The organism is Proteus hauseri, assembly GCF_040139125.1.
In the GTDB taxonomy this organism is placed as follows: Bacteria; Pseudomonadota; Gammaproteobacteria; order Enterobacterales; family Enterobacteriaceae; genus Proteus; species Proteus hauseri_B.
Window position 1 is genome coordinate 84,215 of the sequence record NZ_JBEEUB010000006.1, and the last position, 26,087, is coordinate 110,301.

General features: G+C 38.1%; 25 protein-coding genes and 1 pseudogene. 19 read left to right on the top strand and 7 right to left on the bottom strand.

Annotation, left to right across the window (positions count from 1 at the left end):
• The first annotated feature begins 135 nt into the window (after positions 1–135).
• The 7 genes from nsrR to rplI all read left to right on the top strand — a co-directional run bounded on the left by nsrR (position 136) and on the right by rplI (position 5,570).
• Positions 136–564: a nitric oxide-sensing transcriptional repressor NsrR gene (gene nsrR / locus ABN099_RS11345; RefSeq protein ID WP_349463886.1), complete on the top strand. Its 429-nt coding sequence runs from the start codon at positions 136–138 to the stop codon at positions 562–564.
• 39 nt (positions 565–603) lie between these two features.
• On the top strand, positions 604–3,114 hold the full coding sequence (gene rnr, locus ABN099_RS11350; RefSeq protein WP_349464078.1) for a ribonuclease R: 2,511 nt from the start codon (positions 604–606) through the stop codon (positions 3,112–3,114).
• 102 nt (positions 3,115–3,216) lie between these two features.
• Positions 3,217–3,960 (top strand): 23S rRNA (guanosine(2251)-2'-O)-methyltransferase RlmB, encoded by a 744-nt coding sequence (gene rlmB / locus ABN099_RS11355; RefSeq protein WP_349463887.1) that lies wholly within the window; start codon positions 3,217–3,219, stop codon positions 3,958–3,960.
• A 163-nt stretch (positions 3,961–4,123) separates the two neighbouring features.
• Positions 4,124–4,522: a 30S ribosomal protein S6 gene (rpsF, locus tag ABN099_RS11360; RefSeq protein WP_193015647.1), complete on the top strand. Its 399-nt coding sequence runs from the start codon at positions 4,124–4,126 to the stop codon at positions 4,520–4,522.
• Positions 4,523–4,530: 8 nt separating this feature from the next.
• On the top strand, positions 4,531–4,848 hold the full coding sequence (gene priB / locus ABN099_RS11365) for a primosomal replication protein N (RefSeq protein WP_064718599.1): 318 nt from the start codon (positions 4,531–4,533) through the stop codon (positions 4,846–4,848).
• A 4-nt stretch (positions 4,849–4,852) separates the two neighbouring features.
• The gene (gene rpsR, locus ABN099_RS11370; protein ID WP_000135199.1) at positions 4,853–5,080 is read left to right on the top strand and encodes a 30S ribosomal protein S18; all 228 of its coding nucleotides are present in this window, start codon (positions 4,853–4,855) and stop codon (positions 5,078–5,080) included.
• Between the two features lie 40 nt (positions 5,081–5,120).
• Complete coding sequence (gene rplI, locus ABN099_RS11375; RefSeq protein ID WP_349463889.1) at positions 5,121–5,570, top strand: 50S ribosomal protein L9; 450 nt, start codon at positions 5,121–5,123, stop codon at positions 5,568–5,570.
• Between the two features lie 87 nt (positions 5,571–5,657).
• Here the strand turns inward: rplI and ABN099_RS11380 are convergent, their stop codons facing one another.
• Both ABN099_RS11380 and ABN099_RS11385 read right to left on the bottom strand, forming a co-directional pair.
• Entirely contained in the window at positions 5,658–6,320 is a 663-nt protein-coding gene (locus ABN099_RS11380) for a LysM-like peptidoglycan-binding domain-containing protein (RefSeq protein WP_349463890.1), read from the bottom strand.
• A 59-nt stretch (positions 6,321–6,379) separates the two neighbouring features.
• Complete coding sequence (locus ABN099_RS11385) at positions 6,380–8,068, bottom strand: hypothetical protein (protein ID WP_349463891.1); 1,689 nt, start codon at positions 8,066–8,068, stop codon at positions 6,380–6,382.
• A 239-nt stretch (positions 8,069–8,307) separates the two neighbouring features.
• On the opposite strand from ABN099_RS11385, the gene ABN099_RS11390 reads away from it, so the two are divergent.
• From ABN099_RS11390 to zinT, 3 genes are read left to right on the top strand one after another with little or no spacing between them, the layout of a single operon-like run.
• Entirely contained in the window at positions 8,308–8,556 is a 249-nt protein-coding gene (locus ABN099_RS11390; protein WP_349463892.1) for a type B 50S ribosomal protein L31, read from the top strand.
• An 18-nt stretch (positions 8,557–8,574) separates the two neighbouring features.
• Positions 8,575–8,700, top strand: a complete 126-nt coding sequence (gene ykgO / locus ABN099_RS11395; protein WP_064718603.1) for a type B 50S ribosomal protein L36 — start codon at positions 8,575–8,577, stop codon at positions 8,698–8,700.
• A 4-nt stretch (positions 8,701–8,704) separates the two neighbouring features.
• Positions 8,705–9,352, top strand: a complete 648-nt coding sequence (gene zinT, locus ABN099_RS11400) for a metal-binding protein ZinT (protein WP_349463894.1) — start codon at positions 8,705–8,707, stop codon at positions 9,350–9,352.
• A gap of 197 nt (positions 9,353–9,549) precedes the next feature.
• Here the strand turns inward: zinT and ABN099_RS11405 are convergent, their stop codons facing one another.
• On the bottom strand, positions 9,550–10,998 hold the full coding sequence (locus tag ABN099_RS11405; RefSeq protein ID WP_349463895.1) for an NAD-dependent succinate-semialdehyde dehydrogenase: 1,449 nt from the start codon (positions 10,996–10,998) through the stop codon (positions 9,550–9,552).
• A gap of 274 nt (positions 10,999–11,272) precedes the next feature.
• Here ABN099_RS11405 and ABN099_RS11410 point away from each other — a divergent pair, with 274 nt between their 5' ends.
• Positions 11,273–11,893 (top strand): FKBP-type peptidyl-prolyl cis-trans isomerase, encoded by a 621-nt coding sequence (locus ABN099_RS11410; RefSeq protein ID WP_349463896.1) that lies wholly within the window; start codon positions 11,273–11,275, stop codon positions 11,891–11,893.
• Positions 11,894–12,039: 146 nt separating this feature from the next.
• The gene (gene cysQ, locus ABN099_RS11415) at positions 12,040–12,780 is read left to right on the top strand and encodes a 3'(2'),5'-bisphosphate nucleotidase CysQ (protein ID WP_349463897.1); all 741 of its coding nucleotides are present in this window, start codon (positions 12,040–12,042) and stop codon (positions 12,778–12,780) included.
• A 99-nt stretch (positions 12,781–12,879) separates the two neighbouring features.
• On the opposite strand, the gene ABN099_RS11420 is transcribed toward cysQ, so the two are convergent.
• Positions 12,880–13,440 (bottom strand): YtfJ family protein, encoded by a 561-nt coding sequence (locus ABN099_RS11420; protein ID WP_349463898.1) that lies wholly within the window; start codon positions 13,438–13,440, stop codon positions 12,880–12,882.
• Positions 13,441–13,722: 282 nt separating this feature from the next.
• On the opposite strand from ABN099_RS11420, the gene ABN099_RS11425 reads away from it, so the two are divergent.
• Entirely contained in the window at positions 13,723–13,929 is a 207-nt protein-coding gene (locus ABN099_RS11425) for a DUF1107 domain-containing protein (RefSeq protein WP_349463900.1), read from the top strand.
• A 144-nt stretch (positions 13,930–14,073) separates the two neighbouring features.
• On the opposite strand, the pseudogene ABN099_RS11430 reads toward ABN099_RS11425, so the two are convergent.
• Together ABN099_RS11430 and msrA are read right to left on the bottom strand one after the other, a co-directional pair.
• Positions 14,074–15,444 (bottom strand): annotated as a pseudogene (locus tag ABN099_RS11430) (hemolysin family protein); the annotation flags it as partial.
• Between the two features lie 167 nt (positions 15,445–15,611).
• Complete coding sequence (msrA, locus tag ABN099_RS11435; protein WP_349463901.1) at positions 15,612–16,250, bottom strand: peptide-methionine (S)-S-oxide reductase MsrA; 639 nt, start codon at positions 16,248–16,250, stop codon at positions 15,612–15,614.
• 126 nt (positions 16,251–16,376) lie between these two features.
• Here msrA and tamA point away from each other — a divergent pair, with 126 nt between their 5' ends.
• From tamA to ABN099_RS11465, 6 genes are all read left to right on the top strand, one after another.
• The gene (gene tamA, locus ABN099_RS11440; RefSeq protein WP_349463902.1) at positions 16,377–18,119 is read left to right on the top strand and encodes an autotransporter assembly complex protein TamA; all 1,743 of its coding nucleotides are present in this window, start codon (positions 16,377–16,379) and stop codon (positions 18,117–18,119) included.
• On the top strand, positions 18,116–21,955 hold the full coding sequence (tamB, locus tag ABN099_RS11445) for an autotransporter assembly complex protein TamB (RefSeq protein WP_349463904.1): 3,840 nt from the start codon (positions 18,116–18,118) through the stop codon (positions 21,953–21,955). Before tamA ends, tamB begins: the two co-directional genes overlap by 4 nt.
• Positions 21,956–21,959: 4 nt before the next feature.
• Complete coding sequence (locus ABN099_RS11450; RefSeq protein ID WP_349463905.1) at positions 21,960–22,307, top strand: gamma-glutamylcyclotransferase family protein; 348 nt, start codon at positions 21,960–21,962, stop codon at positions 22,305–22,307.
• Between the two features lie 313 nt (positions 22,308–22,620).
• Entirely contained in the window at positions 22,621–22,884 is a 264-nt protein-coding gene (locus tag ABN099_RS11455; RefSeq protein WP_349463907.1) for an XRE family transcriptional regulator, read from the top strand.
• Positions 22,885–22,933: 49 nt separating this feature from the next.
• A complete protein-coding gene (locus ABN099_RS11460; protein WP_349463908.1) occupies positions 22,934–24,226 on the top strand; it encodes a dTDP-4-dehydrorhamnose 3,5-epimerase family protein in 1,293 nt (430 codons plus the stop codon).
• Positions 24,227–24,234: 8 nt separating this feature from the next.
• A complete protein-coding gene (locus tag ABN099_RS11465; RefSeq protein ID WP_349463909.1) occupies positions 24,235–25,422 on the top strand; it encodes an MFS transporter in 1,188 nt (395 codons plus the stop codon).
• 85 nt (positions 25,423–25,507) lie between these two features.
• Here ABN099_RS11465 and ppa read toward each other — a convergent pair whose 3' ends face one another.
• Positions 25,508–26,035 carry an inorganic diphosphatase gene (gene ppa / locus ABN099_RS11470; protein ID WP_349463911.1) on the bottom strand — a complete coding sequence of 176 codons (528 nt, stop codon included), beginning with the start codon at positions 26,033–26,035 and terminating at the stop codon, positions 25,508–25,510.
• Positions 26,036–26,087: the final 52 nt, after the last annotated feature.

Sequence of the window (26,087 nt, forward strand, 5' to 3'; positions counted from 1 at the left end):
TTGCTCACTTTTGAGTATATCTTTGCTAAATGCCCAAAAATTAAACATAATATTGCTTAATAAAATGATATTCTCATTATTAATTATTTATCCCTTAATGTATTTAATAGGGAAGCTTACTTTTCAGAGGTCATTGTGCAATTAACCAGTTTTACAGATTATGGATTGAGGGCATTGATATATATGGCTTCATTACCTGAAGGCAAAATGACAAGCATCACTGAAGTGACGCAGGTCTATGGTGTCTCACGTAATCATATGGTCAAAATTATCAATCAACTGAGTCATCTTGGTTTTGTCGATGCGATACGCGGAAAAAATGGTGGGATCCGTTTAGGAAAACCAGCATCGCAAATTATTGTTGGTGATGTTGTTCGTGCTTTAGAGCCTCTTTCATTAGTTAACTGTAGTGCTGAGTTTTGCCATATAACACCAGCTTGTCGATTAAAATTGGTATTAAATCAGGCAATTGAACAATTTTTGAAAGAGTTAGACCGTCACACATTGGCTGAATTAGTTGAAAATAACAGCCCATTATATAAATTGTTATTAGAAGATGCTTGAGTCTACTATTTCATCGATTCTGATAGCTCGGAGGTCATGATGTCAAAAGATCCTTTTCAGGATAGAGAAGCAGAAAAATACGCCTCTCCAATTGCAAGTCGCGAATATATTTTAGAAGAAATGAAAAAACGTACTGCTCCAATGAGCCGTGAAGACTTGGCGCAGGCTTTTAACATTTCAGGCGAAGAAGATCTTGAAGCCCTACGTCGTCGTCTAAGAGCAATGGAGAGAGATGGTCAATTAGTTTTTACTCGACGTCAATGCTACGCCTTACCAGAACGCCTTGATCTTTGGAAAGGTAAAGTCATCGGTCATCGTGATGGATATGGTTTTTTACGTGCTGAAGGTCAAAAAGATGATCTTTATCTTTCACAAGATGAAATGAAAAAAACCATGCACGGTGATGTTATTCTTGCTCAACCTTTGGGTATGGATAGAAAAGGTCGTCGTGAAGGCCGTGTTGTTCGTGTTATTGAACCAAGAAATAACCAAATAGTAGGTAGATATTTTATTGAATCAGGAATGGGATTTGTCGTACCTGATGATAGCCGTTTAAGCTTTGATATTTTGATCCCTAAAGACGATCTCATGGGTGCTCGTATGGGAAATGTGGTTGTTGTTGAAGTAACAACCAGACCTACTCGTCGCACTCAAGCTGTAGGCCGTATCGTGGAAATTCTAGGCGAAACAATGGGAACCGGAATTGCCGTAGAGATTGCCCTGCGTACTCATGAAATTCCATACTCTTGGCCTGCTCAAGTCACAAAAGAAGTTGCTGATTTAAAAGAAGATGTACCAGAATCGGCAAAAGAAGGTCGTGTTGATTTACGTAAATTGCCATTAATCACTATTGATGGTGAAGATGCACGAGACTTTGATGACGCGGTTTATTGTGAACGTAAAAAAGGTGGCGGTTGGCGTTTATGGGTTGCTATTGCGGATGTGAGTTATTATGTTCGTCCTCAAACCGCATTAGACACTGAAGCGCGTAGTCGAGGCAACTCTGTCTATTTCCCTTCTCAAGTCGTGCCAATGTTGCCTGAAGTGCTTTCCAATGGCTTATGTTCACTCAACCCACAAGTAGACCGTCTCTGTATGGTTTGTGAGATGACGATTTCTGAACAAGGGCGTCTATCATCTTATAAATTCTATGAAGCAGTGATGAGTTCTCATGCACGAATGACCTACACTAAAGTGTGGAAAATCATTCAAGGTGATGAAGAGTTACGTGAACACTATAAACCTATCGTACAAGATATTGAGCACCTATATGAGCTGTATCAAGCATTAGATATCGCTCGTCAACAACGTGGTGCTATTGGTTTTGAGTCAGAAGAAGCGAAATTTATTTTCAATGCTGAGCGTCGCATTGAGCGTATTGAGCCTGTTGTTCGTAATGATGCACATAAACTGATTGAAGAGTGCATGATCCTCGCCAATATTGCTGCTGCACGTTTTGTTGAAAAAAATGAAGAGCCTGCGCTTTATCGTATTCATGATAAGCCAAAAGAAGAGAGTGTGATGAATTTACGCTCTGTCTTTAGCGAACTAGGTTTAACATTGCCCGGTGGTTTAACACCAGAGCCAGCAGACTATGCGCGTGTTATGAAAGAAGTTGAAGAGCGACCTGATCATGAAATGCTACAAACCATGATTTTACGCTCGATGAAACAAGCAATTTACGATCCTGAAAATCGTGGTCACTTCGGTTTGTCATTGAAGTCTTATGCACACTTTACTTCACCAATTCGTCGTTATCCTGATTTAGCCTTACACCGTGCAATTAAATACCAAATAGCTAAACAAGAAGGGCATGGCTCACAACGCTGGACACCAACAGGTGGCTACCATAGCGATATGGATACCATGCTACAGTTAGGTGAGCACTGTTCATTAACAGAACGTCGAGCAGATGAAGCGACTCGTGATGTTGCTGATTGGCTGAAATGCGACTTTATGCTTGATCAAATAGGTCAGCAATTTACAGGTATTATCACAAGCGTGACGGGATTTGGTTTCTTTGTTCGCTTAAACGATCTGTTTATTGATGGTTTAGTTCATGTCTCCACATTGAATAATGATTACTATCAATATGATAATGTTGGGCAGCGTTTAATTGGTGAATCATCAGGTCAAGTTTATCGTCTTGGTGATGAAGTTGAAGTAAAAGTTGAAGCGGTAAGTATGGATGAACGTACTATCGACTTCTCGTTAATTTCAACCACTCGTACAGCACGTAACCCTGGAAAAACAGCGCGAGTTCGTGCGTTAAAAGGGGATAAAGACAAGAAAAATGCCAGCAGCAGCAAATCCCGACGTCGTGATGCAAGCAAAGATAAAAACTTTGAACCAGATAGTGCATTTAAAAAAGGTGCATCAGGTAAAGGAAAAGCGGTTGGTAAAGAAAAAACCGCGGGTAAAGATAAAGCGGTAAAAGATCAAGTTGCTAAAGATCAAGCGAGCAGCAAGCGCAAAAAGGCTTCATCGCAAACGAAAAAGATTGAAGCTAAATTAAAAGCTAAACGAGCAGCTAAACACGACAAAGTATAAGTTTAGTAAGCTATTTAGTGAGAGTGGTTATCTATAAAAAAGGCGGGCACTCCGCCTTTTATCTGTTATCGTGCCTTTTATTTTTTACGAGTAGAAAACGCTATGAGCGAAGAAATTATTTATGGGATCCATGCAGTAAAAGCATTATTAGAAAGTGATCCTACACGTTTCAAAGAAGTCTATGTGCTGAAAGGACGTGAAGATCGTCGTTTAACACCCGTTATTCATGAACTAGAAGCACAAGGTGTTTTAGTTCAAGTCGCCAATCGTCAATGGTTGGATAGCCAAACGGAAGGTGCAGTACACCAAGGAATTATTGCTAAAGTAAAACCGGGTCGTCAGTATCAAGAACAAGACTTACCTGATTTGTTAGCTAAAGTAGGAACACCTTTTTTATTGGTATTAGATGGTGTCACTGATCCTCATAATTTAGGTGCATGTTTACGTAGCGCAGATGCTGCGGGTGTTCATGCTGTTATTGTTCCTAAAGATCGCTCTGCACAATTAAATGCAACGGCAAAAAAAGTGGCATGTGGTGCTGCGGAAAACGTGCCTTTAATTAAAGTGACTAACCTTGCCCGTACTTTGCGTTTTCTACAAGAAGAGAATGTGTGGATTGTAGGAACCGCAGGCGAAGCCGACCACACCTTATATCAAAGTAAACTTACAGGTCCTTTGGCATTAGTTATGGGTGCTGAAGGCGAAGGTATGCGCCGTTTAACACGTGAACATTGTGATGAGCTAATTAGTATTCCAATGGCGGGTTCCGTGTCATCATTAAACGTCTCTGTTGCTACAGGTGTTTGCTTATTTGAAGCGATGCGCCAACGAATTGCAGTGAAATAATTTTTTAGCGTACTTTATTCACTATACTCCCTTGAGTTTTATTAGCCGCGGGGGTATAGTTACGCGTCAATTTTTTCAGTCACAACTTAAACAAGTTCCTTGCCTCCATGGGTGGTGACTGACCCTGACAGGAGGCTGATAAATCCGTAAGGAGCAATATCAAATGCGTCATTACGAAATCGTTTTTATGGTTCACCCAGACCAGAGCGAACAAGTTCCTGGTATGATCGAACGTTATAAAACCGCTATCACTAATGCAAATGGTCAGATCCACCGTCTCGAAGACTGGGGTCGTCGCCAACTGGCTTATCCAATCAACAAACTGCACAAAGCACACTACGTTCTGTTGAACGTTGAAGCTCCGCAGGAAGTGATTGATGAACTGGAAACTACTTTCCGTTTCAACGATGCCGTTCTCCGCAACATGATTATGCGTACTAAACACGCAGTAACTGAAGCTTCACCAATGGTTAAAGCAAAAGACGAACGCCGTCGTGATATCGCTGATGACCTCGATGATGAAGACGAAGTTGATGATGTAGCAGAGGATTCTGAAGAGTAATTAGTGCTGTGACGGCTAATCGATTGGTGCTTACTGGCACAGTGTGCAAAGCATTAATACGAAAAGTTAGTCCTGCTGGGATCCCGCATTGTCAATTTGTTATTGAACACCGTTCAATACAAGAAGAGGCGGGATTAAAAAGACAATCATGGTGTCGAATGCCCATAATTGCCAGCGGGAAAGCGTTACAAGCTGATACTCACAGTATAACGGTCGGCAGCACAATCACCGTTTCTGGATTCATTAGTAGCCATCAGGCGCGAAATGGATTGTTTAAACTGGTGCTTCATGCCGAGCAGATTGAATTGATAGATTCTGGAGACTAGCCATATGGCACGTTATTTCCGTCGTCGTAAGTTCTGCCGTTTCACAGCGGAAGGCGTACAAGAGATCGATTATAAAGACATCGCTACGCTGAAAAACTATATCACTGAAAGTGGTAAAATTGTACCTAGCCGTATCACCGGTACTCGCGCAAAATACCAGCGTCAGCTGGCTCGTGCTATCAAGCGCGCGCGCTACCTGTCTTTATTACCTTATACTGATCGTCATCAGTAATAGGTATATAGTCCATTAATGACTTATAGAGGATAAGGTAATGCAAATTATTCTGCTTGATAAAGTAGCGAATCTGGGTAGCCTGGGTGATCAGGTTAACGTAAAATCGGGCTATGCTCGTAACTATTTAATCCCACAAGGTAAAGCTGTTTCTGCGACTAAGAAAAACATCGAGTTTTTCGAAGTGCGTCGTGCTGAGTTAGAAGCTAAATTAGCTGATACTTTAGCAGCAGCTGAAGCTCGTGCAGCGAAAATCAATGCACTGGGTTCAGTCACCATCAGCTCTAAAGCGGGTGACGAAGGTAAACTGTTTGGTTCAATCGGTACTCGTGACATCGCTGATGCAGTAACTGCAGCTGGCGTTGAAATGTGTAAGAGCGAAGTTCGTCTGCCAAATGGCGTTCTGCGTACTACTGGTGACCACGAAGTTCACTTCCAAGTTCACAGTGATGTATTCGCTGAACTGAATGTCATCATCGTTGCTGAATAATCGTTAGATTATTAAGTATGATGTTGATAGAAAAAACGCCAGCTTAGCTGGCGTTTTTCTTTTGGTACAAAACCAAATAGTAAGTAGTTATGGTGTACGATAATAGCTACCATCACTTAAACGTGTAAATGTAATCACTGTACCTGCACTATTTGTCACTTCTAACATGCTGATATCTCCTTGCTGATTACGCTGTAAACGAATTGCTTGACCCGCTCGCAGTTGGCTAAGTGATTTTTGTTGATCTTCTGATTTTGCCATCGCAAAAGCATCATTTACGGGAAGTTGGTTATCTCTAAATAGTTGAGCTAACGTTTGCCCTTCTCGAATCGTGTATGTCTGCCATGGTTCAGTTGAAGTTTGTGATTCAGATGGTTGTGTAGGCGTTGTTGCTACATCGTTGGTTGTGTTGTTATCACCAGTCGATGGGATATTAAGAGGAACAGTGCCTTGATCCTCGTTTAAGCTATCTTGAGCTGAGGGTAATGTCGTTTGATCGTTAGGATCCCCTACAGAAGGAGCAATAGGAACAGGAAGATCCTGTGTTAAAGGCGCTGTCTGAGGTGCAGAGCTGTTATCTTCACTTGTTGGTAAGAAGTAGACGACAAGCAAAATAGCGGCAATAACCAGTATTGCTTTACGATGTAAACCAGGGAATTTGCCCATATTCACCTCATGACTAGACTGCGTATTGGTATTATCTGTTGTTACTTCTCTTTTATTTCTTGTTGCCATACTAGCACGAACCATGATCCTAACCCGCTCCCTGATTTCTTTTCAGAATTATCTATCCATTTTGACTGTTAATGTTATTTACCATCCGGATAATGAACTAAAAATAGCTTGATACGCTGATAGGCATCGTTATTGGTTTCTATCGCTAATGCATTTGTTAATTCATTATAAAAATCATTGGGCAATAATGCTTCATGCCAATAGGAAAGAACGTTAAGCGCCATATTTCTGTCTCTTAGTGTTGAACTGCGTAACTGCCTTTTTATCAGCGACCAACCTATACCAGGAAAACCACCAAGATCTTGCATAATATATTCAACGGCATGATGGGGTTTATATTCAGGGTAGTCTGTTATTAATGGATCATCTCTGCTGTCTAATGCTGTTAAATCAATTTGTTGCTCTGCAAGTTTGACAACTCTTTCTATTTTGTGAGAAGAGTTTGTTTGCATTAGTTGATGCCACCAATCTGAATTAGGTCTATCTTTTTGTAATGAAAAGATTAGCTCCCAAATATCAAGGCGAAGAGATTTAGCGACAAGGCTTGCTTGATAATTATGATGGCGAGAAGTACTTTGTAATGCATCAATAATAAGCGTCGCCCATTCTGGTTTTTGGATAATCTGCTGTGATAATGACATAATTTGTTGTTGGCAATGATCATCCCATCCTAATGTTTCAAGCAATATCCAGTCTTCACCACTGTTTTGTACAAAATCAGCAAGTTCACAGACACAATAAAGTAGTTTTAGCTCTTTGGGTGGCACTGCATTAACTTGTGCAATAAATACTTTGCACACTTCCGCTCCTTGTTTGTAATCATAAATATCTTTTGCTGGTCCCCCATTTAGCAGCGCGCGTAAAATATCACTACAACCTAGTAATAGTGCGGTATTTAAAGGTTGTGTGTTGAGCATTTCCAACATCGCCCCTTTTACTGCGCAGTCATAAGCAACATATTCTGTCATGACATTATTTTTGTAGCCCTCAGTTAGCATCCAGTAACAGTGTTCAACAGACAGCGTTTGAGGTAAATGCTCAATATACTGAATTCGCCCCCACCCTTTTGTGCGTTGACCAACAGGTGATAAAAATGGATTAAACTCTTCATAAGAAAGGCGTTTTTTTAGTGAAATAATAGAGTAAAGCGTAAATTCAGGATGCAGCAAAAATAGCATTAATAGGCGTTGAGAGAGGCTGTCGGAAAAATGCCTTAGTAGTGCTAGGGCGATCTTAATGGGATTTTGAGCTGGGCTTTTAGTTAGGATCCACAAAATTAATTGATAATAAATATCGCTATTAATAATAATATCGTCTTGTTCTATTTTTATTATTAATAAGGGCAGGTAAGTGATGGGGGCTAACTTATCTTGGCAAAGAGTAGTATAAAAAAAGGAGAGATTATCTTTATCAGGTAACATAATCGCTTGTTTAATTGCGTTATAAATCACATCTACAAATTCTTCACACGCCTTATCTGACGGATACTGTTCTATCGAGCGACCAATGCGCTGATGTAAAATAATTCCTTCTCTTGCACCTGCCGACCAACTAAAAGCGATAGATGAGCCTTGTTTTCCACTAGGTTTATGTGTCTCTGATAATAAATTTAGCTCATCAGGTAAAGGCAAATCACCTATTTCATAAGGTTGTAAACGTGAAAAGAGAGAAGGAACTAATGATGATGAGATCTCTGGATTATCGATAGTGAACTCAATAGGCGCAGATGAGCTACCGAAAATTTTATCGAGCCAATTAGCCATAATGTGTCCTATTCATTTCACTCTATTAATATAACTTTAGTGGAAAATAGACAAGGTGGATAAAAATAAGGCAGAAAAAGCAGCTGTTCGCTAAAAAAGAAGATCGAAAAAGATCACCCTAGAAATATGATGTAAAAATTTTACTAAAAATAGTAGTCATCAAAATAAAAAAGCGCTACATTATCGCCACTCTGAATTGTTATATTATAACATTACATTTATTCCAAGGGAGATTGATAATGAAACCAGGCATTCACCCACAATATCGAACTGTTATCTTTCATGACACAAGCGCTGATACTTATTTCAAAGTGGGTTCAACAATTAAAACGGAAAAAACGATTGAATATGAAGGGAAAACTTATCCTTACATCACTCTTGATGTCTCTTCTCAGTCACATCCGTTTTATACCGGTAAACAAAAAACGCATTCTCAAGAAGGTAATGTGGCTCGCTTTAACAAGCGTTTTGGTCGTTTCGTTAATTAATTAAGATAGGAAAAAAATATGCAGGTATTAAGTTCACTGAGAAGCGCTAAACAGCGTCATCCAGATTGCAAAGTGGTACGCCGCCGTGGTCGTATTTATGTAATTTGTAAATCTAATCCTCGTTTTAAAGCAGTTCAGGGGTGAAATAATGCAAAAACCATTTCTTTCTTGTCTATTAATGATGGGATTACTAAGTACAACAATGTCAGTGCTGGCTCATGGACATCATCATGAAAAGCCACAAACTCAAGCCCAACGTGATGCTGCGAATGGAATTTTTGACAATAAAGATGTGCTTGATCGCCAATTGAGTGATTGGGAAGGCGTATGGCAATCTGTTGAGCCTTACTTACGTAGTGGTGAATTAGATGTTGTTTTACAAGCCAAAGCGGATGCTAAAAAGGATAAAACGGTAGAAGAGTATCGAGCCTACTATGCACAAGGCTATAAAACAGATGTAGATATGATTGGTATTGAAAATAATATTATTGAATTTCATCGTGGTGAAAATATTGCTAGCTGTGAATATCATTATGATGGCTATCGTATTTTAAATTACACATCAGGTAAAAAAGGGGTTCGTTATCTCTTTAGATGTGATGATCCTAACAGCCAAGCACCTAAATTTATTCAATTTAGCGACCATATTATTGCACCAGAAAAAGCAGAACATTTTCACCTCTATATGGGAGATAGTTCACAAGATGAGCTCCTTAAAGAGTTAACCAATTGGCCGACATATTATCCTTATTCAATGAAAGGTGATGATATTGTTCACGAAATGCTTTATCACTAATTTAAATTGAGTTAATAGAAAGAGATAATAATAATCTTAAGCAAAGGAATGCTAAGGTTTTTATAGCGATAAATATTTTTATCTTTTAATAAAGAGTATTTAATACAGTTTCGATAAAAAGAGGTGAAAAGGGCAAAAGCAGTAGCATCCTTGCTGACTTACTTTTATGTTTCATGATTATTTTAAATAGCGATTAACTATAGTCCTTGGCAGAGATATTTCATTTCCATGTAATCTTCAATACCATGTTCTGAGCCTTCACGACCTAAACCTGATTGTTTAATACCACCAAAAGGGGCAACTTCATTGGAAATTAATCCGGTGTTTATGCCAACCATGCCATATTCTAAATTTTCAGCAACACGCCAAATACGTTGTGGATTTTCACTGTAAAAATAAGCAGCTAGACCATAAATGGTATTATTGGCTAAATGCACCACTTCGTCTTCATCTTCAAAAATCACTAAAGGCGCAACAGGACCAAAAATTTCTTCTTCAAGGATATGACTATCAGCAGCAACATTACCGACAACGGTTGGTTGAAAGAAATTCTCACCAGCAACATGCTCTTCGCCACCACAAAGTAAAGTTGCACCACGTTTTAAGGTATCAGCAAGTAAAGTTTGTAATTTTTCAACCGCTTTACGGTTAATTAAAGGACCGATAGTCACACCATCTTCAAAACCATTACCCACTTTGAGTTTTTTAACTGCAGCAACAAAACGTTCACTGAATTGGGCATATACATCTTTATGAATATAAAAGCGGTTAGCACAAACGCAAGTTTGCCCAGCATTACGGAATTTTGCACCCATTGCACCTTCAACCGCTTTATCAATATCTGCATCGTTAAAAACAATAAAAGGGGCATTACCGCCTAATTCAAGAGAAACTTTTTTCACGCTATCAGAGCATTGGCGCATTAATAAACGTCCAACACCCGTCGAGCCTGTGAAACTCAATTTACGAACTCGATTATCAGAGGTAAAGACTTCACCAATTTTAACCGCATCACCAGTAACAATATTAATCACTCCAGCAGGAATACCAGCTTGAGCCGCGAGTTCTGCTAATGCTAAAGCGGTGTATGGCGTCTCATTGGCAGGTTTTATCACCATAGTGCAACCCGCGGCTAATGCAGGTGCTGCTTTTCGTGTGATCATCGCTGCTGGGAAATTCCAAGGTGTAATTGCGGCACAAACGCCAATACCTTGTTTTATTACCATTAGGCGCTTATCTGCGGAAGGTGAAGGAATTATTTCGCCGTTAGTGCGCTTACCTTGTTCTGCAAACCATTCAATAAAGGATGCGGCATAGGTAATTTCGCCTTCTGCTTCAGCAACGGGTTTGCCTTGCTCAAAAGTCATTAATTCAGCAAGTGTGCGTTTATTCTCGCTAATTAACGTAAACCAATTTTGCAGCAAAGCTGCACGTTGATGAGCGGTTAAAGCACGCCATTTTGGTAATGCTTTTTGTGCAGCATCAACCGCGGCTTTGGCTTCTTGCTCTGACATATTTGGTACCGTACCAAGTCGCTTACCTGTCGCCGGATCAATAACTTCAACAGTGTTTTTATTATTAGCGTCACACCAAAGACCATCAATATAGCCTTGTTCACGAAAATAGGGATTTGTCATTATCTTCACTTAATACCTCTCTGAACATCTCTGTATATTGATATTTAGCTCTGGATTAACAGGGCTAGGCAGTTTTATGCCTACGTATAAGTATATGCCCGTGTTGCGATATTGTGAAAATAAGTATGACAAATCACAATAAAAAAGCGCTAAAAACACGATAAATAGGATCAATAACATATGTTTTTAATGAATAATCCTCATTACTCAAGACAGAAGGTTTACGCTGTACCTTACCACTGTTATTCTTGGCATTAACATCCATAAAAAACAGGTATTTTTCATGTCAAAACCATCATTTGATTCTATTGAATCTCAAGCAAGTTACGGTATTGGTCTGCAAGTTGGTCAACAACTCACTGAGTCAGGTCTTCAAGGATTAGAGCCTGCAGCACTGCTAGCTGGCTTGACCGATGCATTAGAAGGTAATGCACCTTCTGTACCTGTTGAAACGCTGCATAACGCATTACGTACTATGCATGAGCGAGCGGAAGCAGTTCGCCAAGAACGCCAAGCAGAACTTGCTGATGCAGGTAAAATTTTCTTAGAAGAAAATGTGAAAAGCGAAGGTGTTAACGTAACGGAATCTGGCTTACAGTACAAAATACTGACAGCAGGTGAGGGTGCAATCCCGGCTCAAACTGATCACGTTCGTGTTCATTATACGGGTCGTTTAATTGATGGCACTGTGTTTGATAGCTCAGTACAACGCGGTCAGCCAGCTGAATTCCCTGTAAATGGTGTTATTGCTGGTTGGATTGAAGCATTAACTTTAATGCCAGTTGGCTCAAAATGGGAATTATATATTCCTTACCAATTAGCTTATGGCGAGCGTGGTGCTGGTGCGGCTATTCCTCCATTCGCAACATTAGTTTTTGAAGTGGAATTACTCGAAATTTTATAATTTCATCTTTCACGATAAAACAAATAGAAATAGCCGGTTTTTCCGGCTATTTTTGTCTCTATACTGTATAAAGAGTAGTAGCAATTTAGCGTGATTGATTTTTATAAGGGAGATTTTTCCTCTTATAGAGACAAAAGAGGTGCATCATGTTAGAACAAGTCAGCGAATTAGCCCGTCAAGCGGGTGTAGCCATCATGCATATTTACCAGCAATCAGCACCAATAAAAGTACAGGAAAAAAGTGATAATTCTCCTGTCACGCAAGCTGATCTCACGGCTCATCAAATTATTAAGCAAGGACTTGCGATAATTGCGCCCGAGATCCCTCAATTATCTGAAGAAGATCCACCAGAGTGGGAAATTAGACGCCATTGGCAGCGTTATTGGCTTATCGATCCACTTGATGGTACAAAAGAATTTATCAGTAAAAATGGTGAGTTTACCGTTAATATTGCCCTTATTGAAAATGGCATACCTGTTTTAGGTGTGGTTTATGCGCCAGTACACAACGTACTGTATGCCGCTGCTAACAAACAAGCTTGGAAAGAAGTGTGTGGGCAGCGATTACCTATTCATGCCAGTCGTGCTGAACCACCCGTTATTGTCATTAGCCGCTCACATCAAGATGATGAATTGAAAGAGTATTTATCTCAACTCGGTACTCATCAAACGGTTACAGTAGGATCATCATTAAAATTTTGTCTTGTTGCTGAAGGTAAAGCTCAGTTATATCCACGTTTTGGACCCACTCATACTTGGGATACTGCGGCAGGACATGCCGTTGCAATAGCGGCGGGGGCACATGTAACCGACTGGAAAGGGGTAACACTTGATTACTCCCCCAAAGAGTCGCTGTTAAATCCAGGTTTTAGAGTCTCTATTTTCTAGTCATGCAAAATATTTAATTTCATGCAATAGCGTAAGAGCCCTTTGTTTTTTTAAAGGCTCTTGCGATTTATATTCTTGATTTACTTGTTTGTTACTCTACTACTCTTTTACTAAATCATTAATAAGATTGATTGCTGTCGTGATTTCAGCGCCACTCAGTACGCCTTCTTTAACAAAACGTACCTTTCCTTGTTTATCAAGTACGATAATTGCAGAGTTTTCTTTCTCTAAGCCCCAGCCTTTTAATACTAAACCATCCGCATCGACAATAAATTGTGACCAAGGAAACTCTTTTTTGCTGTCTTCAACACTTCCACGAACAAAAGGACCCGTACCAAAAGTAGCATCATCAGTATTGATAATAGTGGTGGTTTGATAGCTCTCTTGTGGAAATTTGGCTTGTTTTATCGCTTCAATAAGAGGGGCATTCATCTCTTTGGCTTTACTACGGCCAGCAATATGTTGAACAGTACGAACTTTTCCACTGAACAGACCACTATTCCAATTTTGGTAGCTAAACTTGTTGGTTGCCGAGTCATAGAGTAATTCACCTTTATCGCTGACGGTAACAGCCGGAAGCGGGGTATTTTCAGTAATATTATGAGCTAACGCCCATGTTGATGTACTGAGTAAGAGTGCAGCTAAAGTTATCTTGTGCATAGCCATAGTCCTATTATTGAAATCGATTTACTTTCTATTTAATCATAGAAGGTAGCAGCAAATAATACCCTATTATAGATACATTTATTTAACATATAGGGTGTAATATAAAGTAAGAGTTATTTCTATTTATCTACTTTACTGTCAATAAATGTAAAAATAGATAAGAAAATTAAATAAGTGGAACCTAGTACTTATAATTAGGTCTTTAGATTTGATATATATTGATAAGCCTTTATGGCTGATTAAACTCACAACTGAGCATGGGAGACTAACTGAAAGATGAAAATCTTCAATCGCTATAACCCAGAAAAAATTGCTCTCTACGTTAAGACATTATTTCGTGGACGGTTTTACATCAAAGGAATGGGTGCATTTGAATTTGATTACGGCAAAATCTTGCTTCCCAAAATAAAAGACAAGCTGCATTTTAATGTGATGAGTGAAGTTAACCAGCAGGTTATATTACTCAAGGCAGAGATAGGCTAACTTTTATCTGACAGATAACTGAGTCTTTATCTTGGGTAGGTTCGATAAGACTCAGTTATTAATTTCATCTGTTATTTATTTTTGATCAGTCTTAGCAATGTTATTCTCACCCATCTTGTTCTCACTCATATGGTTTTCATCCACTTTATTCTTACTTGTTCTTATCTCAACTTCTGTTGTCGTGGTTTGAGTGACAGGAACTTGTCCCTGTAAAACAGCTTTAACAGGAGGAGTATCTTCAACTCGAGTGACTAACAATTGGTCGATTTTATAATTATCAATATCAACGACTTCAAATTTATAACCCGCAAACTTCACATAATCTGTTCGCTTCGGAATTTTACGTAAACGATACATCATAAATCCAGCAATGGTTTCGTAATTGCTCGAATCAGGAAAATCATCGATATCCAGTGCTCTCATTACATCATCGATAGGTGTTCCGCCTTCAACTAACCATGAATGCTCATCACGACTGACAATTTGTTCTTCTTGTCCAGGACCAATTAAATCGCCCATTAGTGTTGTCATTACATCATTAAGAGTAATGACACCCATTACCATAGCGTATTCATTAAGAATAATGGCAAAGTCTTCACCGGAGGTTTTAAAGCTCTCTAACATATCTGAGAGTGTTAACGTATCAGGAATAATCAGCGCCTTACGAATATGAACACCTTCGTTTAAGTTTAAGCTTTGTCCATTAATAACGCGGTTAAGTAGCTCTTTAGAATCAACATAACCAATAATATGGTCGATATCACCTTCACAGACTAAAAACTTAGAATGAGGCTGAGTCGCGATTTTATGTTTGATATCGTCCTCTGTTTCTTCGCGATCAAAATAGACGACATCTTCTCGAGGTGTCATCGCTGACGGAACAGTACGTGACTCTAATTCAAATACGTTTTCAATTAGCTCATGTTCTTGTTTACGTAAAACACCTGCGACAGCACCCGCTTCTACAATGGCAAAAATATCATCAGAGGTGATATCTTCATTTCTAACCATCGGGATTTTAAATAACTTGAAGATAAGATCAGCGATGCCATTAAATAGCCAGACAAGAGGACGAAAGAAAGCAAGGCAAAAACGCATCGGATTAACAATTTTTAATGCAATAACTTCTGGTTTAATCATACCAATTCGTTTTGGTGTTAGGTCTGCCAAAAGAATAAACATGGAAGTGACGATAATAAACGAGAAGATTGATCCCAACTGTTGAGCAAGCGGCTCTTCAAGAAATTGTAAGAAAAAGCTTTTTAATGATGGTGAAAATGCAGATTCACCGACAATACCCGCTAAAATGGCAACGGCATTTAAACCAATTTGCACCACAGTAAAAAACATACCGGGCATTTCTTGCATTTTTAATACGCGCGCAGCGTTGATATTTCCTTCATCAACTAGCTGTTTGAGTTTGATACGACGAGAAGCTGCAAGAGAGATTTCAGACAGCGAAAAAAAGGCGCTGATGGCACAAAGCAAAAGCACAATGAGTAAACTATTAAGCATATAAGGCTCACATCACCCGGAGTATTTTATTTAAAGGGCAATACCAGAGTGTTAACAAAAGAAGATAAATCAATATATTGTGATAGACTATTTAATAAAAATAGACACAAAGATAGATAAGAGGGCGCATTATATCATCGCCCTGCTATTTTCTGCTAGTTTTAGTTTTATTTTTCAGGTGGTAAGCAAATACCAATACCCCCTAAGCCACAATAACCTTGTGGGTTCTTATATAAATATTGCTGGTGGTCATCTTCAGCAAAATAGAAAGAGCCTGTAGGTTGTATTTCTGTGGTGATTTCTCGATGATTACCTTGAAGCTGCATTGCGTGTTGATAACGGCTCTTTGATTCAATAGCTTGCTGATATTGAAAAGGTGTACAGGTATAGATTGCAGACCGATATTGGCTGCCAATATCATTACCTTGTCGCATACCTTGTGATGGGTCGTGATTTTGCCAAAATAGAGTGAGAAGTTGCTGATAACTAATAATGTTGGGATCAAAAACGATTTTTACTACTTCAGCATGACCAGTACGACCTTGGCAAACTTGTTCATAAGTTGGATTTTCAGTAACACCACCACTGTATCCAGCACTGGTGGTATAAACGCCGGATTGTTGCCAAAAAAGTCTTTCTACACCCCAAAAGCAGCCCATGGCAAAATAAGCCGTTTCCATATTTAAAGGGGTAGTCTTAATTGGATGCCCATTAACTGCATGATTAGCAGATATTTCTAATGGTGATGAATTACCCTTTAAGGCATTCTCAGGTTGGTAAGCACGATGTTGCAAAGTAGGCTCCATTTTTTATAATTGTAAACGCTTTAGTATGGTAAAGGTTTAATATTGTTATAAACTAAATCTACCATAAAGCTAATAACAGATTGTCGTCAAATCATCAAATCGACTAATTACTATTGAGGAGAAAACGTGCCGAGATACTCCGTTATCTACGTTCTCTGTCTGTCTTTCGCTGCACCTGTTGCCTATGGGGCAAATTTGCGTTTAAAAGTGGAAGGTTTAGAAGGGCAACTCGAAAAGAATGCACGAGTGCAGCTATCAAACATAACAACAGAAGAAGTTGCACCAGACGGGCGTTTTCGTGCGCGTGTTGAAAAAGCAATTCAAGAAGGGCTTCGACCTTTAGGATATTATCAACCCTCAGTGACGTTTGACTACCAAGAAAATATACCGCCCGCACGCTCGGTGTTAACTGCAAAGGTAGATCCGGGTATTCCTGTTTTATTAAAAGGTGTTGATGTTGTACTTGAAGGTGGTGCAAAAACAGATGCGCAATACGCCAAAGTAATTAAAGAAAATACCCCACCTTTAGATAGTGTGTTAAATCATGGTGATTATGAAAAATTAAAAGGCTCTTTAACGGGGCTGGCAATTCGTCGTGGTTATTTTGATGCTGAAATGGAAAAAAGCCAATTAGGTGTCGCTTTAGGTCAACATGCTTCTTATTGGGATTTTGTTTTTAACAGTGGTGAACGTTATCGTTTTGGTGCAGTTCAATATAGTGGGTCTCAAATACGAGAAGACTATCTACAAAATATTGTCCCTTTTAAAGAAGGTGACTACTACTCTTCCGAAGAGTTAGCTGAATTCAACCGACGCTTAGCGGCAACAGGTTGGTTTAACTCTGCAATGGTAACGCCAGATATTGCTCAAGCACGCAGTGAAGGGACACACCTTTTACCAATGAATGCCGCAGTAACGCCACGTTCTCGTAACTATGTTGAACTTGGTGGTGGTTTTGCTACAGATGTTGGGCCTCGACTAAACATGCAGTGGGATAAACCATGGATGAACTCAAGAGGTCATAGCTTAACTTCAAATATCAGTTTATCTCAACCTGAACAATCTATTGGTGCAAACTATAAAATTCCACTAAAAGCCAATCCACTTGAACAGTATTACGGTGTTCAAGGTGGTTTTAAACGTACCGATTTAAATGATACTCGTTCTGATACCACAACACTGAATGTTTCTCGTAACTGGGATATGTCTACAGGCTGGCAATACAGCATTAATACACGTTGGAGTCTTAGCCACTTTACTCAAGGGGATGTGACTAACACCACTATGCTGTTATATCCGGGTGTTAATGCCAGCCGTGTGCGTCAGCGTGGTGGCATGATGCCATCTTGGGGTGATAGCCAGCGTTATACCTTGGATTACTCAAACAAAATTTGGGGTTCTGATGTTGAGTTTGCCGCATTTCAGGCGCAACAAGTTTGGATCCGTACACCATGGGAAGGGCATCGCTTTGTAGTACGAGGTCATTTTGGTTGGATTGAAACCAATGCTTTTGAGCAAGTTCCACCCGAATTAAGATTCTTTGCTGGTGGTGATAGAAGTGTTCGTGGTTATAAATACCAAAGTATTTCGCCAGAAGACAGCAAAGGTAATTTAACCGGGGCATCGCGTATGCTCGTTGGATCAGTTGAATATCAATATAACGTGACCGGAAACTGGTGGAGTGCCGTGTTTATTGATAGTGGTGAAGCGGTTAATGATTTTACTAAAAGTGATTTTAAAACCGGTGCTGGTGCTGGTGTTCGCTGGGCATCACCTGTCGGTCCAATCAAATTTGATTTAGCAGTGCCTGTAAATGATGGAGAAAAACGTAAACTCCAGTTTTATATCGGATTAGGAGCAGAGTTATGATGAAGTGGCTGAAATGGACTGTTCTGACACTACTTGTCATTATTCTGTTGGTTTTCGGTGCACTCGCTTGGGTTTTAGGTACTCAATCTGGTTTGCACTTTGCGATAAACAGTGCAACACGTTGGGTTCCTGGTTTAACCATCAATAATGTTAATGGCGGTTGGCAAGATCTACGCTTAACGGGCGTGGGATACGAAATGCCAGGCGTGAATGTTAATGCAGGTGAAATCTCACTTGGGTTAAGAGTAGCTTGTTTAACCGATAAACAAGTGTGTATTGATACATTAGGAACAAGAAATGTTGTTGTTAATATTGATACCAGCGCTTTTCCTCCTTCAGAAGAGACTCCCCCATCAGAGCCTTTAACTGAGCTAAATGCCCCCTTACCGATTTTCTTAAATTCACTCTCATTAGAAAATACGCAAGTTAACATTGACGATATGGCAATATCGTTAAGTGATTTTAAAACAGCAGCGCAGTGGGAAGGTCGTCAAATTACCTTAAAGCCCACAACTATTGATAACTTGCTGGTGGCATTACCCAAAACACCAGAACCAATTGTTGATGGAGAGAACTCATCTGAAGCTTTAGCTCCGCAAGGTACAGCAGAATCTAGTGTTAAAGTAAGAGTTGAACCAGAAACAAGTGCTGAAAAAGAGCAAGCTTTAGCGGATACCATTAAAGCGATTTTTGCTAAACCATTGTTGACCGAATTACCTGAAATTATTATTCCTGTTGATGTCAATGTAGAAGGAATTGAGGGTAAACAGCTTCAGGTTACAGGCGATGCACCCGTTACGATTAATCAGTTATCTTTTAAAGCCAATACACAAGGTAAGCAAGTTAACCTCACCAAATTAACGGTTGATGCACCAGAAGGTGAAGTGAGTTTAAACGGTGCTATCACCCTTGATAAACAGTGGCCTGTAACGTTAGATGTTAATGCTGTTGTGCGTGATGTGGCTGGGCTTGAAGATTTTAAAGATCAGAAAATCATCTTATCTTTACAAGGGGCTATCTTAGACGAGTTAAAACTCGTGCTATCATTAACCGGTACCGTTACAGCGACACTTGATGCTCAAGCTGAATTAGCCAAGCCACATCTACCATTAAAACTGACTCTTGAAAGTGAAAAAGTACGTTGGCCATTAACAGGTGATATTCAATATCAACTTAATGGCACAAGATTACGTCTTAATGGGCAAACTGATAATTACGATCTTTCGTTACGTTCTGATATTCAAGGGCAAGATATCCCGCCTGCTAAATTAATGCTGGATGCTAAAGGTAATGAAGAGAAAATCGAATTAACCCGTTTACGCTTAGCGGCTTTACAAGGTCATGCTGATATCACGGGTGTTGCTGATTGGAGTAAAGCGATTAGCTGGAATGCGTTATTAACGCTGTCTGGTATTAATAGCGCGAAACAGTACCCTGATGTTCCTGCCAAACTTGATGGACGTATTGCTACAACAGGAAGCCTTTACGGTGGTAGTTGGCAATTACGAATTCCTGAAATCACCTTAGATGGTAATATTAAAAATAACCTTATCAAAGCGCGAGGTAACGCTTATGGTAATGATTCGGGTCAGTGGAATATCCCTCAATTAAAACTTATTCTGGGTAAAAATAACCTGAATGTTGAAGGTCATTTAGGTGATAAATGGGCATTAGATGCAGATATTAACGCCCCAGGTTTAAATGGATTAGTGCCAGGATTAGCGGGTGTAATTAAAGGTAAAGTGAACATCCGTGGTGATATTAATACACCTAAAATTATTGCTGATATCAATGCACAAGGTATTAAATGGCAAGACCAAGTTAGTGTTGAATCCATTACGATAAAAGGCGATGTTCAAGCTGATAAAGAAATTGGCGGTAAACTCGCCATTACTGCTCGTCAGCTAAGACAAGCTGATTTAGTCGTCAGAAATTTAACCCTTGATGCATCAGGTACTGAAAAGCAGCATAAATTAACGCTAAAAATGGATGGTGAACCTGTTTCTGGTGGGCTGACATTAGCGGGCTCATTTGATAAAGAAAAACAGCAATGGAAAGGCACGTTAAATAATACCGCTTTTGATACACCAGTAGGTGAATGGCGTTTAAATAAAGCAATGGCGCTTAACTTGTTAGCGGAAAAACAAGAGATCACCATTGGCTCTCACTGTTGGATAAATCCCAATGCACAACTGTGTGTGCCTAAAGCGATTACCGTTGGAGAAAGCGGCTCTGCTGCAATCACGCTAACGCGTTTTGATTTGGCAATGATAAAACCTTTCTTGCCACCAGAAACATCACTTAAAGGTGTGTTTACGGGGGATGCCAATGCAAGTTGGACTTCAAAAGGTGGATTACCTAAAGCATCTGTAAACCTTAAAGGGCAAGGTGTTGCATTAAAACAGAATTTAGAAGGTACTATCCTTCCAATTGATTTTGATGCCATTACACTTAATGCAGGCATTAATAATGGCAAAGCAACACTACAGTGGCTTATTAGCATTGCGGGTAATGGTAATTTTAAAGGGAATGTACATGTTGCAGACCTTGAACGTAAACGCCAGTTATCAGGTAATGTAGATATTGATAATCTAACCTTAGATCTAATCAAACCTTTCTTAGGTAAAGGTGAGATAGCTCAAGGGAGTATTGGTGCTCAATTACGCTTAGGGGGTAATGCACAATCGCCACTTTTATTTGGTCATTTCGGTATAAACCAATTAAAAGTTGTTGGGCATTGGATACCTTTTGATATCACTAAAGGTAATGTTGATGTTAACTTTAACGGTGCAACCTCTGATTTAGGTGGCAGAATCGAAACACCTGAAGGATATCTAAATCTTACTGGTAATGCTGATTGGCGTAAATTAGATGAATGGCGAGCCGTTGTTGCTGCAAATGGTAATAAACTACGTGTGTCATTACCTCCTATGGTACGTATTGATGTAAACCCTGACTTAGTCTTTGAGGCAGGTCCTCATTTGCTTAAGCTAGATGGTCGTATTGATATTCCTTGGGCTAGAATTGTCGTTCAAGACTTACCTGAGTCTGCAATATCTGCTTCTTCTGATGAAGTTATGCTAAATGATGATTTACAACCCATTGCACCGAAAGAGACATCGATTCCAATTCAAAGTAATTTAGCGATTAATATTGGCGATGATGTGACATTGGACGCATTTGGGCTTAAAGCTAGATTGACGGGAATGCTAAAAGTCAATCAGAATAAACAAGGGCTTGGTTTAAATGGTCAAATTGATATCCCTAAAGGGGAATTCAAAGCCTATGGACAAGACTTACAAGTGCGTAAAGGACAAATCTTGTTCTCAGGACCCGTTGACCAACCTTACTTAAATATTGAGGCGATTCGTAATCCTGAAAACACGGCAAATAATGTTATTGCTGGTGTAAGAGTAACAGGGCTTGCAGATAAGCCTAAAGTTGAAATTTTCTCTGAGCCTGCATTTACTCAACAAGAAGCGTTATCTTACTTGTTAAGGGGCGAGGGATTAGATAAAAGTGGTGATGCAGATTCATCACAAATGACGGCAATGTTAATAGGATTAGGTGTTGGTCAAAGTGGTCAACTTGTAGGACGCATTGGTGAAACCTTTGGTGTTTCTGATTTAGCACTAGATACACAAGGAGTGGGTGATAATTCACAAGTTGTGGTCAGTGGTAAAATAACCAATGATCTGCAAGTGAAATATGGAGTGGGTATATTTGATTCGCTAGCGACGTTAACTCTACGTTATCGCTTGATGCCCAGGTTGTATTTACAAGCAGTGTCTGGTATGAATCAGGCAATAGATCTGCTTTATCAATTTGAGTTTTAATTATATGCGAATTATTGTTTATGGTAGTTTACGGCAAAACCAAGGTAACCATCACTGGATGACCTATGCACAACTATTAGGTGAGCATAAATTAGTTGGATATAAGCTTTATGACTTAGGGTTCTATCCAGCGGTTGTTGAAGGTGAAGGGGAAATAGAGTGTGAAGTCTATCGGATAACACCTTCTATATTGACAGAGCTTGATGAATTGAAAAAGAACGATCAGGATTACAAGCGACAATTGATTTCAACGCCTTATGGTAGTGCTTGGATCTATCTTTATCAGCGGTCTATTGATGGTTTGCGTGAAATAAAAAGCGGTGACTGGCTAAAACGTCACGAAAAAGAGTAATCGGTTCTTTCCCTTTTACTCAATGTTATACAAAAATGGCTTGATAGGTATATCGAGCCGTTTTTATTTTGACATAAAGAAAATAATTTTAATTAAAAAAACTATTTATAATTATTATTTCTATTTAATTTAATAGCTAATATTTAATTTGTTTTTTATTTTTATAGATATGAATTTTATTAATGACTATTTTTATTGACAATAAAATTAAATAAATGTTAAAAAAACAAATGAACACTTTAGTTAAATGATTAAATTTACTGTTATTATTTTTCAATATTACATTTTCTATATTAATTTGAAAGGTGGTTTTATGCGTAATTTTAATGATATCTCATTGCTTTATAAAAATCAGCCTGTAGAAGTTGAACAAAATACAGAAAGTAATCCTTTTACTGATATGATATTACAAACAAAAAAAACAGCAACGGAGGCATTTGATAAATTGGCTTATCTTGCTGGCATTAAAAATGCACCTGCTGATGATAAATATTCAAAGTTGAATACGTCTAATTTAAATGCGTTTTTTGAGAGTGCTAAATTATTAGGTTATGATATCGAGATAATCAATGTTTAATTAAAATAGAGCAGTCTTATGGCTGCTCTATTAATTCAAGGCGGAAATAATGAATAAGGATGTTATTGAGTTAAATAAAAAAATTAACATAGCAGGATTACATTGGGTTTCTCGTTGGCGAGTTAATAATGGAAGAAAGGACTCTTATGTTATTCCTTTTGCTACAACCCATCCTATTAATATTGTTTATCATGGCGATAATGAATTTAAATATGGGCAATATGGTATTCATCTTGGTCAGCAAGATACATTAACTTTCTTAGGTAATGAAAATCAAAAAATACTTGCTAAATTTATTGATTGTCGTAAATACTCTCCAACATTTAAATCAGTATTAAGTTTTTATATTACGCCTTCCTCTGCCAGAACATTAATTATTCCTCCTGGTATTGCTCATACATTTCATCATTTAGAAAATATATTTACTTTAAATAGTTATACTTTATTTTTACCTACAATAGGTAAACTATTCAATAAGGATCTTACGTGGTCATCAAATAATGATGTTATTAACCTTCCTGAAAATATTAATATTGATGATATTGAAGGTTATGAACCTATGACAGAAGAAGCCTCTGACTTGGTTTATCATCGAATTGCAGATATCCAGTCTGAAAACCTCAATAAACATGAATTTTTGCATTCAGAAACACGGAAAATTCGTTTAGATAATGGTGATGTCGTTAACTTAAGATTGAGAGAAAGAGTCGCTGAAAATCAAAGAATGCAATTACCTCTATCGACTATTTTAGGTGTGGAATTTCGTGAGATACCCACAATGCAAACTGGCAAAGAAAGTGGCATCGTTCCGTTAACACGAAAATCGCCTATGTATCTTGTTGAACATGGTAATGAAGATTACAACTTTGACTCTTATGGATTACACCTAGGGCAAGAAGATCATTTAACTTTTTTAGGGAGCGCATTTAGTGAGATAACATTAAAACTTGTTGATATGCGAGAAGGCTCAGCCACTTTGTTTTGTGAAGATGAAATAACGTTCAAGCCTTCACCTAATGTGGAATTGGTGATCCCCTGTGGGGTTGCTCATGCACTGTTTAATATGGCTAATATCATTACAGTTAATCGACCCGTTATCTATTTAGATGAAGAAAAAGAGTATATCCCGGGGCATGATGTTATCGACTGGAAAATCACTAATAAAAATTATCAAGCATATTGTACTAATAAAATAGAGGCTGATTTAGATTATTATCAATTTATTGTATCTAAGCAAAAAGAGATAATTAAACAGCAATCTACTCATCATACACCAAAGTCAATTATTATATATGACAAAAATAATAGACCGATTAAAGTCTTAATTAAAGAAAAAGTTTAGTTATTTTTATGCGTATTATCTTTTTTTATATGCTTTTTTTTGTTTTAACTGCTGATGGGTTAATGGTATTTCTTACACCCGTTATTGTTTATCAGTTAACAGCAAGTATTGAATATTCAGGATTAACATACGCATTATGGTGGTTACCTCGACTTTTTTTAATACCACTTATTGGTAAGTATATTGATGATCTAGGTGTGCAATTTATCTCTGTTATTTCTGATGTTGGTAAAATAATAGGATGCTTATTTTTATTACTCACTAATTTTACATCTGATTTAATGATAGCAATAAGTTTTGGTTTAATTGGCAGTTTAATTTCTATTGGAAATTCACAAACATTGATTTCTTATGAAAAAATTATTGCGTTGATAAGTCATCATAAAGAACATCATATTAATCTAATGTCTAGAATGGATTTTTTAGGCATGGTTATTGGACCATTAGTCGGGATTGTTTTTATTGATTTTGGCTACAAATATTTACTTATTATACCTTGTCTATTCTATTTTATTAATGCTATTTTCTTTTTATTCTTTTATGTAAAAAAAGAGGTTAACAATGAAAAGAAAAATGTAAATAATTTGAAGGAGAGAATGTTTTTTACTAAAAAATTTATTTATATTTTTTCTTCCCCCATACTGCTATTTTCTATTTTTATTGCTATTGGTAATAATATGTTTGATGGTTTAATTGAATCCAGTGGAACGGGATTAATTGATCAGACTATGAATTTACCGATTAAATATTATGGTTGTATTGATATTACTGCGGGTATCTTCGGGGTATTAGGAACATATTTATATAGCTATTTAAATCAATACATAAGTAGAGTGTTGTTAACTATTATTTCAATTGCCATTATTACTATAAGTTCCTCTTTACTTGTTTTTTTTCAAAGCTCAATAATAATATTTATTATTTGCTATGCGATTTCAATTATTGGAAAAGTCTTTTCAGGTAACGTGTTGAGAATATTAAGAATAGAGATTATTCCCATAAATCAGCTCTCTAGCATTTCATCACTGATTATTTTATTAAATCAGATGATATTACCTATTGTTGGTGGGCTTTTGTTTTTCTCTACGGGGGAAGTCACTGCTATTTATACGTTGATGGCTATCGCTATAGGAATAACATTGATAAGTGGTGTATTACTTGTAATACGCTTAAAAAAAGAGACTTCTTTATCATAAAATAAGCTCTTCAATAAAATGAAGAGCTTATTTTTCATTAACCTATTAAATCATAAGTTAATTATTCATTCTGATGGTGTCAGAATTATTTTTTAGCACGTTCGAAAGAAGACAGAATTTCAGCTTTAGCTGATTCTACGCCTTCCCAACCGTCAACTTTAACCCACTTGCCAGATTCTAAATCTTTGTAGTGTTCAAAGAAGTGTTTGATCTGTGCTTTTAACAGTTCTGGCAGGTCAGTCACATCTTTGATATTTTCGTATTCTTTGCTCAGTTTAGAGTGTGGTACTGCAACCAGTTTCGCATCTTCACCTGATTCGTCAGTCATTTTCAGCACGCCAACAGGACGGCAACGAATAACTGAACCTGGTTGTAATGGGTATGGAGTTGGAACCAGAACGTCTACTGGGTCACCATCTAAAGATAAGGTGTTATTGATGTAACCGTAGTTGCATGGGTAGAACATTGCGGTTGACATAAAACGGTCAACGAACAGTGCACCACTTTCTTTATCAACTTCGTATTTAATTGGATCAGCATTTGCTGGAATTTCAATAACAACATAGATATCTTCTGGCAGTTCTTTACCAGCAGGAACATGATTCAGGCTCATAAAAAATTTCCTATAAAAAAATTAATTTTACGTGACCTGTAGTATAGCGAAA